General features: G+C 48.5%; 11 protein-coding genes and 1 pseudogene. 2 read left to right on the plus strand and 10 right to left on the minus strand.

Translation table 11 applies throughout. The features are described from left to right. Nucleotides 1-62 precede the first annotated feature (62 nt). From H8Z76_RS11200 to H8Z76_RS11240, 9 genes are all read right to left on the minus strand, one after another. Nucleotides 63-683 (minus strand): DUF47 domain-containing protein, encoded by a 621-nt coding sequence (locus H8Z76_RS11200; protein ID WP_186982528.1) that lies wholly within the window; start codon nt 681-683, stop codon nt 63-65. 33 nt (nt 684-716) lie between these two features. Then, nucleotides 717-1775 carry an inorganic phosphate transporter gene (locus tag H8Z76_RS11205; RefSeq protein ID WP_186982529.1) on the minus strand — a complete coding sequence of 353 codons (1059 nt, stop codon included), beginning with the start codon at nt 1773-1775 and terminating at the stop codon, nt 717-719. Beyond that, complete coding sequence (locus H8Z76_RS11210; protein WP_186982530.1) at nt 1769-4420, minus strand: cation-translocating P-type ATPase; 2652 nt, start codon at nt 4418-4420, stop codon at nt 1769-1771. Before H8Z76_RS11210 ends, H8Z76_RS11205 begins: the two co-directional genes overlap by 7 nt. Then, a complete protein-coding gene (locus H8Z76_RS11215) occupies nt 4417-4971 on the minus strand; it encodes a pyruvate kinase (protein ID WP_186982531.1) in 555 nt (184 codons plus the stop codon). Before H8Z76_RS11215 ends, H8Z76_RS11210 begins: the two co-directional genes overlap by 4 nt. A gap of 434 nt (nt 4972-5405) precedes the next feature. Beyond that, entirely contained in the window at nt 5406-7310 is a 1905-nt protein-coding gene (locus H8Z76_RS11220; RefSeq protein WP_186982532.1) for an EAL domain-containing protein, read from the minus strand. Nucleotides 7311-7331: 21 nt separating this feature from the next. Then, the gene (locus tag H8Z76_RS11225) at nt 7332-8381 is read right to left on the minus strand and encodes a J domain-containing protein (protein ID WP_186982533.1); all 1050 of its coding nucleotides are present in this window, start codon (nt 8379-8381) and stop codon (nt 7332-7334) included. Between the two features lie 77 nt (nt 8382-8458). Next, nucleotides 8459-10264, minus strand: a complete 1806-nt coding sequence (locus tag H8Z76_RS11230) for a S8 family peptidase (RefSeq protein ID WP_207723132.1) — start codon at nt 10262-10264, stop codon at nt 8459-8461. 38 nt (nt 10265-10302) lie between these two features. After that, nucleotides 10303-11487, minus strand: a complete 1185-nt coding sequence (locus tag H8Z76_RS11235) for a CapA family protein (protein WP_147618949.1) — start codon at nt 11485-11487, stop codon at nt 10303-10305. A gap of 28 nt (nt 11488-11515) precedes the next feature. Continuing rightward, nucleotides 11516-12154 (minus strand): HAD family hydrolase, encoded by a 639-nt coding sequence (locus H8Z76_RS11240; RefSeq protein ID WP_186982534.1) that lies wholly within the window; start codon nt 12152-12154, stop codon nt 11516-11518. Nucleotides 12155-12273: 119 nt separating this feature from the next. Between H8Z76_RS11240 and H8Z76_RS11245 the strand changes: the two genes are divergently transcribed. Continuing rightward, entirely contained in the window at nt 12274-12519 is a 246-nt protein-coding gene (locus tag H8Z76_RS11245) for a hypothetical protein (protein ID WP_022515316.1), read from the plus strand. 33 nt (nt 12520-12552) lie between these two features. After that, nucleotides 12553-13830: an HlyC/CorC family transporter gene (locus H8Z76_RS11250; RefSeq protein ID WP_186982535.1), complete on the plus strand. Its 1278-nt coding sequence runs from the start codon at nt 12553-12555 to the stop codon at nt 13828-13830. Between the two features lie 57 nt (nt 13831-13887). On the opposite strand, the pseudogene H8Z76_RS11255 reads toward H8Z76_RS11250, so the two are convergent. After that, nucleotides 13888-14517 (minus strand): annotated as a pseudogene (locus tag H8Z76_RS11255) (hypothetical protein); the annotation flags it as partial.

Consider the following 14517-nt stretch of genomic DNA (forward strand, 5'->3'; position numbering starts at 1 on the left):
TGTTTTTTCAGATCTTTTTTATTGTAACATTGAACGGACATGACAGCAAGAACGGAAACAGATTACGAGTTTTTCATGATGACCATGCCTACAATATCCGCCACATGCTCGCAGGTATCGATACAGATTTCCAGATATTCATAGATCGTCCGCCAGATCACGATCGTGCGGATATCCTCCTCCCCGTGCAGGGTATGCATGTTCTCCACATAGAGGCGGTCGCCCTGCTCCTCCAAATCATTGACACGGATGATATAGTCCTCGATCACTTTGGAATGTTTAAAATCTTTCAATTCCTCCATGACATCCCCGAGTGCCTTGATACTCTCCGAGAGCAGATCCAGCGTAGGAAATACATCCGCGCGGATCTCCGTCACGTTGCTCATATAAATCTGAAGCAGCACTTCCTCCACCGCGTCCGTAATATCATCGATATAGCCGCTGAGTGAGACGAGATCTTCCCGTTCGATCGGGGTAATAAACGCCTGGCTCAACGCCTTCATCATCTTATGCTTTTTCACATCGCCTTTCTGCTCTAACTCGTGCATGGCATCCAGTTTTTCCTGAATCGTTTCTTTGTCGAAATGTTTTAAGGTCTCTGTCAAAAACTGCGCTGCCTGATAAGCATACTCCATCGCGGAACATAAATTTTTATAGTAAAACTCTTCTTTCTTCTTTTTCATCTGCTTTTTCTCCTTCTATCTGAATAACACTTTTTATCGGAACAGCAAAAATATTTTCGCCATAATAAAGCCGATCAGTCCACAGCCCGGAAATGTGAGCACCCAGGTCAGTACCATGTCGAGCACGACCTTATAGTTGATCGCGGACAACCGTTTCACCGCGCCGACACCCATGATCGCCGTTGTCTTCATATGCGTCGTACTGACCGGGATCCCGAATATCGTAGAAAACAAGATACATACCGCCGCTGCCGCATCTGCGGAAAAGCCCTGGTATTTTTCCAGTTTGACCATATCCATGCCTACGGATTTGATGATCTTTTTTCCTCCCACGGAAGTGCCAAATCCCATCACAACGGAGCAGAGCACCATCATCCAGACCGGGACAAACGCGCCTGCGGTATCCTCTTGCCCGTTGAGCAAAAAGAGTCCAAGCAACAGTACACCCATGAATTTCTGTCCGTCCTGCGCGCCGTGCATAAATGCCACTGCCGCGCCTCCCGCCACCTGCGCGCCGCTAAAAAAGCGGTTCGTCTTTTTCCGGTCCATGCTCTCGCAGATCAGCGTAACGATCCTGCACACCAGAAAGCCAACCGCAAAGCCGATGACGGTCGATAAGACAAGTCCGTAGATGACTTTGATCCACTCGGAAAAATTTATGCCGCCCAGTCCGCCCTGAAGTGCGATCGCCGCTCCACTGAGCCCCGCGATCAGCGCATGGCTCTCGCTCGTCGGTATCCCGAAATACCACGCTCCGATCGCCCAGATCACGATCGCCGCCATCGCCGCGCACAGCGCGATCAGGGCATCCTCATTGTTTCCGCCAAAATTTACCATGTTCTTTATGGTCATCGCCACGCTCGAATTGATGAGCGACATGACCATTACTCCGAAGAAATTGCAGATCGCCGCCATAATGATCGCGTGATCCACATCGATGCATCTGGTTGATACGCAGGTCGCGATCGCGTTCGGCGCGTCTGTCCATCCGTTTACAAAGATCACGCCAAGTGTCAACAGAACCGAGATCAGAAGCACAGGGTGCTGCGCCATCTGCTGTATGAAATAAACAAACGAAATATGATCTAACATTTTTCAGGTTCTCCTCCATCTTCTGTCTTGTCCTGTATCATTTTTCTGATCTGAATGAAAAGCGTCGGTAAAAACGCAAGTCCCGCGATCCAGCTCAGGTTTTTACCGGATACGTCCACCACAGAAAATACCCCATGCAGTGCCGGAATAAAAAGTACCAGCGCAAGCAGGCACACGCCGCCTAAAAACGCGTAGATGCTGTATCGGTTGGATCCCAGTCCGAGTTTTGCCACAGACTTCTTCCCGCGACAGTTAAATCCGTGGAACAGCCTTGCGAGCGTTAAAACCGAAAACGCCATTGTGGTGGCAAGCGCGTCACTGCTTTTTAACCCCATGTGGTACGCCACCATTGTCACTGTCGCGATCAGCGCCCCCTGTAACATCATTTTTCCGACAAAATCCTTCGTCAGGATACCGACCGACGGATCACGCGGTTTTTCCTCCAAAAGAGACGCGTCTGACGGTTCCATCCCGATCGCGATCGCAGGCAGCGAGTCGGTCAGAAGATTGATAAACAGAAGATGTACCGGCGCAAACGGCACCGGAAGTCCCATAAGTGAGGTGTAGAGTACCGACAGAATGCCCGCCATGTTGCCCGAAAGCAGAAACAGGATCGCGTTTTTGATGTTCCGGTATACGTTTCTTCCGTTTACGACCGCTTTCATGATTGTCGCGAAGTTGTCGTCCGAGAGGATCATCGCCGCCGCGTCCTTGGAAACTTCCGTTCCCGTAACGCCCATTGCAACACCGATATCGGCTTTTTTTAACGCAGGCGCGTCATTCACTCCATCTCCGGTCATGGATACGATCTTTCCTTTGTTCTGCCATGCCTCCACGATACGGATCTTATTTTCAGGAGAAACCCTTGCGTAGACCGATATTTTTTCAATATCCTGCGCTAACGTTTCCTCTGACATGGCATCCAGTTCCATGCCGGTCAGCGCCATGTCTCCCTCGTGGTAGATGCCGATCTCCTTTGCGATCGCAATGGCTGTGATCTTGTGGTCTCCTGTGATCATCACCGGTCGGATTCCCGCGCGGATCGCGTTTTTTACTGCCTCCACGGATTCCGGTCTCGGCGGATCCATCATCGCGACAAGTCCCAAAAAGGTCAGATGACATTCGGTCTCTTTCGTCAGTTCTTCCTCCGTTTCACGACAGGCAAACGCGAGCACCCGAAGACCATTTTCTGAAAATTCCCGGTTGGCGTCTTTGATCTTTTGTTTTTCATCCTCTGTCAGCTCGTGGATCCCGCTTTCATCCATAGAACTCTCACAGTGCGCAAGCAGGACATCCGGCGCTCCCTTGGTGAGTACCGTGGAAACTCCGTGCAGTCTGTATTTCGTGCTCATCCGTTTCCGATCCGAATCAAATGGAACTTCCTCAAGCCGTTCCATGTGGTTTCTCAGATCATCCTCAAGGAGGCTGTCTCCGTCACAAAATGCCCCCTCGCCGGTTTTGATGCCGCGATACATATAAAGCAGGGCCGTCTCCGTCGGATCGCCGATCTCTTTTTCCCCGACGATACTCGAATCGTTATTCAAAACCGCATTGTAGAGCAGATAACGCTGCACCGGATTTTGGATGTCAAGTTCGGACGGCTCGATCACTGCTCCGCCCACATAGATCTTTTTTACGGTCATCTTGTTCTGCGTCAGCGTTCCTGTCTTATCGGAGCAGATCACCGAGACACAGCCGAGGCTCTCAACCGCCTTTAAATCTTTGACGATCGCGTTTTCTTTCGCCATCTTCTGCGTTCCCATTGCCTGCACGATCGTTACGATCGAACCAAGTGCCTCCGGGATCGCCGCGACCGCAAGCGCCACCGCAAACATAAACGCGTCCAGAAGCGCCATCCTCCGGTAAATGCAGAGCCCGAATACCAGCGCGCAGACGATCATGATGAGTACCGCAAGCTTGCTGCTGAATTCGTCCAGGCTGACCTGCAATGGCGTTTTTCTTTCTTTTGCCGCGTTCATAAGTCCCGCGATCCTGCCAAGCTCCGTCTCCATTCCGGTTGCCGTGACAAGCACCTCGGCTCTTCCGTATGTAACAAGACTGCCGGAATACACCATGTTCTTCCGGTCTGCGAGTGCCACATCACCCTCGATCACCGCGTCATTTTTCTCCACATTCGTAGATTCCCCGGTCAGGGAACTCTCATTGACCTGAAGCGAATAGTTATGTAAGATCCTGCCATCCGCCACGATCATGTCTCCCGCCTCCAAAAGAACAATGTCCCCGGGGACGATCTCCCTTGAAGGAACTTCCTGTTTGATTCCGCCACGCATCACTTTTGCGCTCGGCGCGGACAGTTTTTTCAGGCTTTCCAATGACCGTTCCGCCTTAACGTGCTGGACGGTTCCAAGCACCGCATTCATCACAAGCACAAGAAGGATTACAACCGTGCTCTCTACATTTCCGGAAAACATGGAAATGACTGCGGCGATGATCAGGATCACAACGAGCAGGTCGCAAAACTGCTGCGCAAACACCGCCGCCACACTTTTTCTTTTTCCTTCCTGTAATACATTCTCTCCTTTTTCCCGGCGGATCGCTTCCACCTGTGCCGGTAAAAGTCCTTCTTCCGACACCTGAAAGTTTTTCTTTAGTTCTTCTGCCTCACAATTCCAGTATGCTTTCATATACTGTCTCCTTTTTTACGAAAATTTAACATTTGTGTTGCCGTCACCAGAATTTTTTTCTCTTCCCAGGCTCTTTGCATCATCTGTCTGCCAAAAGACGGCTCCACTCCCTTCCCGACCATGATCCCATCCATCTCCCGCAATGCCGCGTCCACATATGGTTTCATCTGATCGTTTTCCACTTTTGTGATCAGTAAAATCTGTTGTCCCCCCTGTTTTTTTAACAGATCCCGGATCTCTTTCCTCCTCTCCGGCTTCTCAAAAAAAGGCATTAAAATCACCTTTACACTCTGCGCTATCTCAAAGAAACTCTCTGATGTATCTTCCCAGTCAGCTTCTGTCCGATCTGACAGATCCAGCATGATCTCCACCGGCTTTTTTCTTTTCTTGAAAAAATCACCGACCTGTTTTACAAAACGGCTCTGTTCTTCCTTTTCTTTTTGCATGCAGACGCATCTCGCAATATCCATTCCGCCAAGAATAAACTGCTCCATCGTGTCTGCCTTAAAATGATCCGGATCTACTGTATATATGATTTTCGCTCTTCCCATAATTTTCCTCTCTGTCTTCTCACGGAACGGCTCTGCTATGCTCTGATTTTTTGTCCCACTTTTTTCCATCCTGCTTTTTGATATAGCAGATCATCCACTCGATATGCATCTTTTTCTCCTTTTGCTTTCTATTTTCCTCGTCGCTAGTACAGAGACGGGATGCGCTTCGTGCATCCCATCTCTGATCAGCGGTCGTCAAATAGGCGTCTGTGCAAGCCCACGTCTATTTTCCTCGTCGCTAGTACAAAAAAAGAACGAGACTTTTATTGTACGATAAACGTACAATAAAAGTCTCGTTCCTCTCTCAAGTGTACCATCCGGTTATTTCTGTTTAAATAACGTGATGACGAAAAGTACAACATCTGCATGACAGATGCGAACTACTCCCTAATATTTCCTGTATTATAACATATGCCAAAAACACCGTCAATATTTTAAAAAGCATTTCGTTCCCGGATAAATTTCAAAAATTCTTTTTCCGGTATCGGTTTTGAAAAGTAATAGCCCTGAATGTAATCAATTCCAAGTTCTGTGATCGTCTCCATCTGTTCTCTGGTCTCAATGCCCTCCGACACGATCTTCAGTTTCATGTCGTGTATCATCTGCATGGCGGCTTCCATCACAAATTTTGCCTTTTTATTTTCAAAATACGCCTGGCTCATATCCCGGTCAAATTTTACGATTGAAACCGGCATGTCCACAATATAGTTTAAGTTTGACTGCCCGTTTCCGAAATCATCCAGTGAAAAGCTCACGCCCTGGCGGATCAGAATCTGCATATTCTCCACCAGTATTTTGCGGGCAAGAATCGAGGCGGTCTCTGTGATCTCAAGATTGATCATTGCCGGATCCACGCCGTATTTTTGTATGATCTGTATATACGTCTTCGCAAGATCTCTTGTCTCACACTGGCGCACCGACAGATTTACTTCGATATATTCGATCCCATACTGTCTCGGGTTTTGTTCTTTTATAAAACGGCAGGTCTTTTCAAAGACGGTCTCACCGAGCTGCGAGATCAGCCCTGTCTGCTCCGCAACCGGAATGAATTTTCCGGGCGGCAGAATACTGCCATCCGCGCACCGTATCCGCACGAGTGCTTCCGCCGACACAAAGCATTTTTTCTTCGTGGAATAGATCGGCTGGTAAAACACCTCGATACGATCTTCTGTTAGCGCAGCGAGGATCCGCTCCTGCATGTCTTCCCGGTCACGCTTTTCACGCACCATCTCCCGGTCAATACGGATCGTATTGTCCTTTCCCATTTTGTCGTTTTCTACTTTAAAGTATTTAAACAGGTGAAAAACTTCCTCCGCGCCTCTCGCGACCGTGCTGTCCGGCATTATCAGATAGACCGGCTCCAATGTCACCGTCCCGCCTTTTCCGTCTTCCTCAATATTCCACGCTCCCTCAAAACGCTCCTTTATCTTTTCCAGCGCATGTTCCAGGGTTTCTTCATCCGGACATACCACCACCAGTTCACGCTCTACATTTTTAAATACTTTGATCCCGGATATGGACTGCAGATATTTCACGATCCAGCGCAGGACAAACTCCACCTGCCGGATCGCAAGCCCGGAGGACTGATACTGTCCAAGTGAGATCAACAGCACCGCGAATGTATGATCTTTTTCGTATTCCTGGCGCATATATTCTAACAGCGCATGCGAATTGAACGCTCCGGTCTCGCGGTCCAGATTCGCTTCGGGATTTTCCAGTTCAAAAAACAGGATCATCATGCCAAGCGCTGTCGCGTAGCCGACTAACAGCAGTCTGCTGTTAAAAAACTGTGTTGCCGCAGCGATGATCCATACGATCATCCAGGTTCGCACCGCGCTCCGCCGCTTCGGATTCATCTGATCTCCGTGCCGGATCACCTGATACAGGGTAATCAGTACAAATAACACTGCAAAAAAGTAGGTTGCGATATCACTCGGTCCGTAAGTGTAAACCGCTTCTCCATCGTAATAATAATGGATCGGCAAAAGATAGATCAACACCGATGCCCCAAGCACGACCGCCGCATATCCATACAGAATCTTTTTATACCGGTCTTTCGCGTAGATATCCAGACAGGTATAGACCAGCCCGAAAAAGCCGACCCACACAAGCGATACCACATAACTTTTACAGATGGACTCCAGCACAAGCCGTGGGATCCGGTCTTCATATACGATCGCGACCACGGATGCGATATCCAGGCACACGCACAGGATCGTAACGGACAGCACCCGCAAAAACATCGTCTCGGAGTACAGACCTACCATCTGCTGCCTCAGCGAAAAATATAACAGGATCAGCATAATGAACAGTCCTGCGACCTGCATTTGTATATTCATAACACATTCCTCCTATGTAACTCAGTTTTCTGTTGCTTCCTGCTCCGTCACCTGTATCGACTGCATGGCATCCAGCATTTCATCGATCTTCTGCTGGTCGATCTGCGACTGCTGCTGTTTGATATATTCGTTGTACTGTTCATAATCCATCACAGGCGGCGCGGGCTGGCTCTGCTCTTCCTGCCGGTTCTTGCCATAGCACGCAAGTATGATCCGTATCACAACAAAAATTGCGAGCAGAAACAGGAACCCCATGCATGTGGAACGACCCCTGCCCGTCTCTTTTTTATCCCGCAGCTTCGCGATCTGATCCGCTTTTTTCTTTTTGTCAAGATCATGCTCGCGCATCAGCGCATACATGTCTTCTTTCCGATCCTGATCCGCTTCTGCCTGTTCATAACTGCCCCGATCGGATTTTCTGACCTTCAGCGCTTTCTTTAAAAATAGAAGCACTTCGGCATTCTGGATCTGCTGCCCCGCAAACTGCCACAGATACCAGCGGACTGCGGCATCCATCTGCCACACCGTCACTTTTTGTATGTCATCGATAAATACCGCAATCTCATACCAGAAACGCGGCTGTCCATACAGCTTTTGTCCGGATTCCCGGTCAAAAAGATACTCCCAGCTTCCAAGTTCATTGGCATAGATCTCATTTCCGATGAGTTCCCTGCACTGTCCTAAGAACTCTTCCGTGCGCCTTATATAATCGCGGCGTTCCTCTGCGCACACCGCAGGCCGCCCGTTCACCTTCCATTCCGGTTCCGGACAGTCTGGCTCTTTTTCAAAAACCGGCTGTTCCCGCTCCGGTTCCTCTGGTTTTGCCTGTAAATCCTGACGAAACTGCGGCTCCCTCACACCGCTCTGGCTTATATCTTCCGGGACAAAGCGTATTTCATCCCGGGGATCTGCCTGATCCGCCAACCGCAGTGCCTCGCGGTATGCCTCCTGGAGCATCCGAAATTCCTTTGGATGCTCCTCGGGGTGCCAGCATTTTACTTCTTTCGCATACGCCTGACGGATGCGGTCTTTATCCGATGTCGGCTCTATGTTTAGTATCTTCCAGTTCATTTTTCACTCCCCATTTGTAATTCCCCGTACTTCTTTTAGTGTATCATATTTTTTATTCTCTGCGCCAGAAAATTCCATCACCTGGGCAGACTGTCCCTCAGACACAGCACGCCCCAGCCTAGGATCGGATTCGGATACTCATTTAACGCAGGAATCTGTCTTGCGCCGCGCAGCAGATACGCCCTCACTTTTTCCCCGTAAAGGAAGCTGTCATTTCCGTACAGAATCCCCCACTGCATCAGTAATGCCGCGCTCCCTGTCACAAACGGCGCCGCCATCGATGTCCCGGTCTTTTTCGTATATCCTCCGCCCGGCGCAGGTGCGGTAATGTCAACCCCGGGTGCCGCCAGATCCGGTTTGATCTGATTGGTTGCCCTCGTGTACCCTCGCCCGGAAAAATCCGCAAGTTGGTCATAGATGGCATCATACGCGGCAACCGCAATACTTTTTGCCGCCGTTGCGGGGATCGTAAGTGTCGTCCCTTCAGTTGGATACAAAAAACCGGTCGCCGGATTTCGTACTTCTTTTCCCGGCATCCACAGATGATACTCGCCCTGCACGATCCGCCCCGGATACAGTTCTATGCTCCAGATCCCGCTGTCAACATAATTTGCGACCGGCAGAAAATCCAGATAGATCTCCTGATAAGGACTGTACGGGCTCGGCTCTCCATAATAGACAAGCAGTCTGGTATTTCCGATGCGAAACCGCTGCGGCCCCTGGATCTGTTTTAAGGGGCCTGCGCCCTCGCCGGATGGTCCTTTGATGGAAACTGCAATATCATCCACATACGATTTCCAGATTTGTATACTGAAACTCTGCTCGTACTCGCTGACTGCAAATTCGATTTTTTTTGACGTCTGTCCGGGACGCGCCTGGATCTGCGGTTCAAATCTGCCGGATGTATGACCGTCTGCGCTTCCCTCGTTTCCTGCCCCTGTCACGATCACCGTTCTCCCCACTCCGGCGACATCATTGATAAATGTCTCAAGCAGCGAATCCCCGCTGTGGGACCCATAGCTGTTGCCAAAACTGATATTGACCGCGATCGGCATATTGTACTCCAGGGATTTTCGCAGGACATAATCCAAAGCCATCATAAGCTGCGTCGTCCGGGGAAAGGAATCCGCCGTGGCATTCCCGAGTTTTACAATGATAAGATCACTCTGCGGTGCCACCCCCGTATAGCGTCCGCCGGATGCCCTGCCATTGCCTGCCGCAATGCCGGTCACATGTGTCCCATGACCGGAAATATCCCTGCTTGGACAGATGCGTTCCCGCTCCGCCGGTTCTTCGCTTGCAAGCGCCGCATTGATCGTCTCTCTGCTGTACTCCGTCCCTATCCCGTAGGTATACGGTGCAGGTCCCGCAGTGATCGTCTGATCCCACAACGCAAGAATCCTTGTCGTGCCATCCGGATTCCGGAAATCCGGATGCGTGTAATCAATCCCGCCGTCAAGCACCGCGACGAGGATCCCCCTGCCTCTTAAATCCTGATTCCGGCGATCCCCAAGGCTCTGGAAGGAATTAATACACGCTTCTCTGACCGCCCGGTCCAGCGCAAAGTAAAGCCGCTTTGGTTTTTCAACATATAAAACATTTTCAAATTCCGCGACCCGCTCTACATACTGTTGTTCCACATATAAAACAGCATATCCGCGAAGAAGCGGTATTACACGGATCCGGGGGATCTGCTCCTTCAGCTCATCTAATGATCCCTGATACTTTATGATCAGTTCCCATACATTGTCTTCCGGGTCATACCCGGTCTTTAAATCCCCGGATTTCCGCAATTCTTCCTGCGTTGCATCCAGTGCAAGGTTCAAAAGATTTTCCAGTTTCGGATCTGTTTCATTTCCCACATTCTGCGCAATTTCGTCCAAATCTGTTTCCTGTCACACATCTTTTTTGTATTTTATTTTCACTCTTCCCGCACTATGCCATTTTCATCAACGGATACCTGAAAGGAGATGCTTTGCAGATAATCATACAGGCTCTTTGCCTCCTCACCGGTAAGTTCTCTCGTGCAGGCTCCTTCTTCCTTTGCCGCAACAAATGCGTACTGCGCTGTTCCATCCGGCGCAACTGTAACTTTTACTGCTGCGGTATTTCCGTCCTGCCCGAACAGGAAATTGCCAAGACTGTAAAACACCGGTTTTCCATTTATGTATTCCACACCCTGAAGGCAGTGCGGATGGCTGCCGATCACAAGATCCGCTCCCGCATTTACATAGCCCTCCGCCAGCGTATGTTCATAATCCTCCGGATACTCTTTATGCTCCAGCCCCCAGTGTACATACACGGTCAGATAGTCACATTCTTTTTTTGTTTCCCCGATCTTTGCGTTAAGTGCGGCAGCATCATAGGTTGCAAACACTCCAGGTGTCTGGTTTTCGACGTTCCACGAAGCCACCGGGATCACGCGGGATGCCGCGAGAAATCCAAATTTTTTCCCGTTCACTTCTATGATCTGCGGCTCCATTGCGCGCGCTTTATCTTCGCCCGCACCGGCGTAACGGATACCGGCGTCATCCAAAACCGCAAATGTCTCCTCTAACGCCTGCGGTCCGTAATCCAGAATATGATTGTTTGCCAGCGACACGACATCCACACCCATGTCACCAAATGCAGCCACATAAGATGGGTTCACGCGAAAGGTATACTGTTTGTCCTCCATCGCCACGCCGCCGGTACCAAATGGAAATTCCTCATTGACCATCGTGATATCCGCGCCGTTTAACAGTTCCTTCATCTGCCCGGACAAAATCCCATCGATCCCTTTTGCGCTGTAATTCGCAGACACACTGTTTCCAATTAAGATATCTCCGGTAAATACCAGTGTCGTTGCCGCAGAAGATACAATATTTTCGCCTTCTTCCGTTTCTGTCTCAGTTGCCGGTTCCGCCTCCGTCGTCTGCTCCGGCTCCTGTATCTGTTCCTGCGCCTGTCCGGTTGTCTGCTCCGTTTTTTGCTCTGTTGTTGTCGTCTGCGTTTCTGCCATCTCATCCGTCGTCTTTTCATGGACTTTCTGATAGCCAAGCACGAATACCAGTATCACCAAAAGCAGTGAACTGGCATATAAAATTCCCCTTACGATCCTGTTCATATCTTCTCCTCACCGACTCACAAATGTGTTACGCCGTCACTTTATCGGCAACCGCCGGAAGTTCCTTCAACGCATGGATCTCCGGTACCTCATCCCGGATCGTGCCAAATCCATATGCCGCATGGATAAACTTCACTCCGGCTTCTTTACTTGCCTCGTAATCGCCCTCGATGTCTCCCACATAAACCGGATCTTTGATCTGATTGCGCTCCACCACAAGACGTATGTTATATCCTTTGTTTTTTCCGGTATTTCCATAACATTCCATATCTTTGATATAATGGCGGAATCCGAAGAAATCAAGGAATGCTTCAATATATCCCGTCTGGCAGTTGCTCACAATATACAGATCATAGTCCCTGCCAAGCTGTTTCCACACGTCCTCCAGATCCGGATATAATTTTCCTCCATGCATACTGAGATATTCATTTTCATATTTATAACAGTCAAGTAATATTTTTTCCCTGCGTGCATCCTCCACATCCGGGAAAATGATCTTTCCCAGAACATCCATCGTTTTTCCCATGACACGATACATATCCTCTGTCGTAATGTGGACATTGATATCCTGATATTTCTCCTCGATCACCCGGTTCCAGGATTCTGCCACCTGTGGCGCGGAGTCCCATAATGTGCCGTCCATATCAAAAATGATTCCTTTTCGCATAATCTTTCTTCCTTTTCTTTTTTATACAATTTTAAGGTAATTTTTTAAATTTATCAACCCAAAGTCCCCAAGATAGTGTATAATAATCCTTATCTTGTATTAAAAGGAGAATCACTATTATGAGTCAGGAAAAAGTCGATCGTTATAAAAAAGAGAAAGCAAACCGCAAACAGATCATGAAAAGAGAAAAACGTCTTCTCAATCTGGAGAAAGCCGGCGGATGCATTTTATGTGCCGCAATCCTTTTCTGGGCCGGATATTCTGTTTACAATTATACCCAAAACTCCGGGACTGATCCGGTTGAGACGGTTACTACAGAAGTAGACTTAAATCCGATTTATGACTATTATGCCACTTTACAATAATTTCTATCACAAATTTCGCGAGGTGTTTTTTTATTGCAGACAACTGAAATCATACAATTAATCTGTCTTATTATTTTATTACTGCTGTCCGGGTTTTTTTCCTCCGCAGAAACTTCCCTTACCACAGTAAACCGCATCCGTATGCGGACACTGGCGGACGAGGGCAACAAGCGCGCTGCAAGGGTACTTGCCGTGACAGACAATTCTTCCAAGATGTTAAGCGCTGTTTTGATCGGTAACAATATCGTAAACCTTTCCGCTTCGTCCATTTCCACGTCACTGGCGTTAAAGCTCTTTGGCAGTGTCGGAGTCGGAATCGCAACCGGTATTCTCACACTTTTGATCTTGATCTTTGGAGAAATTTCTCCAAAAAACCTTGCCACTTTATATGCTGACAAACTTGCCATGGCATATTCCGGCGTGATCGCATTTCTGATGACCATTCTTACACCGGTCATCTACATCGTAAACGCCCTGTCCTTTCTGTTACTGAAACTCTTCCGTATTGATCCGAACAGCGCAGCCAAACAGATGACGGAAAAAGAACTGCGGACCATCGTGGATGTCGGACATGAAAACGGTATTATCGAATCTGAAGAACACGAGATCATCAATAATGTCTTTGATTTTAATGACGCGCAGGCAAAAGAAATCATGGTTCCCCGTATCGATATGACCATGGTGGCGGTCAACTGCTCTTACGATGACCTGCTTGCCATCTTCCGTGAGTGTCAGTATACCCGTCTTCCGGTTTATGAAGACACGACAGACAATGTTGTCGGTATCTTAAACATCAAGGATCTTCTGCTTTTAACCGACACCAGCCAGTTTTCGATCCGTGCGCTCATGCGGGAACCGTTTTTCACTTATGAGCACAAAAATACAGCAGAACTTTTTCACGAAATGAAAAAGAATTCCATCAACATCGCGATCGTTTTAGATGAGTACGGAACTACTGTCGGTCTGATCACACTCGAAGACCTGATCGAAGAGATTGTCGGAGACATCCGGGATGAATATGATGCAAATGAAGAAGCCGATCTGACAAAAATAAGCAAGCATGAATATCTGGTCTCCGGTTCCATGAATTTAGATGATCTGTGTGAAACACTTGATCTTCCATTTTCATCCGAAGATTATGATACGGTTGGTGGTTATGTGATCGGTCTGTTAGATCATTTTCCAAAAGAAGGTGAGGTTATCACCACAAAAGACGGGTTTACTTTCTTTGTGAAAAAAATGGATAAAAACCGTGTGGAGAAAATTCTTCTTACGATGCCGGAAAAATCAGAACAAACGGCAGATTTATAAGCACACGATCTCCGGTCAGGACATGAAATTATGTCCTGACCGTTTTTGATTCCTTTTTTATTTTTGATTCTGAACCATAAATTTTTTATAAAACTCAGTTAAGTTCTCTTTATCCATAGGATCCGGGGCTGCGTAAAGAGCCTCCCGCATTGCACAGATCGTATCGTGATCAAACTGATACGTTATGACTGCATTTTTGTTCTGCTGATTGGCAAATGTCTGCTCCAACGCGTTTTGATAGTCCGGATCCTGCTTCCAGATGGACGTTTCCCTTAAACCACCCTCTTCTGACGCCCTGCTGTAATATTTTGCCGAAATAAAACGTGTCGTCCCCGAGGGCAGGACTTTTTGTGGCGCACTGTCCGTAATATGAACCGTAATCTTATACCTCGTCCGGTTTCCCACACTGTCTGTCGCAAGGTACGTCTCCGTCACACTGCCATCCGCTGTAAAGCCTGTAAAGTCTGTTGTGGCATAGTCCATCACCCGGAAGGAATTGCCCTGCTCAGCGTGATCGCCGCCTGGAATTTCTCCGTCCTCCTCATCCGTTGCCTTTGCGTGGCTCAAGAGTTCCTCCTCTGTGATATAACCGCTCTGTGCCTGTTCAAGTGTGTAATACAGATCATACGCCTCGATCAGTGGTCCGTAATCCCATACCCGGTACATATTGGCAACTGCCATGTCCTG

The sequence above is a fragment of the Roseburia yibonii genome, assembly GCF_014297335.1.
Classification (GTDB): Bacteria; Bacillota; Clostridia; order Lachnospirales; family Lachnospiraceae; genus Roseburia_D; species Roseburia_D yibonii.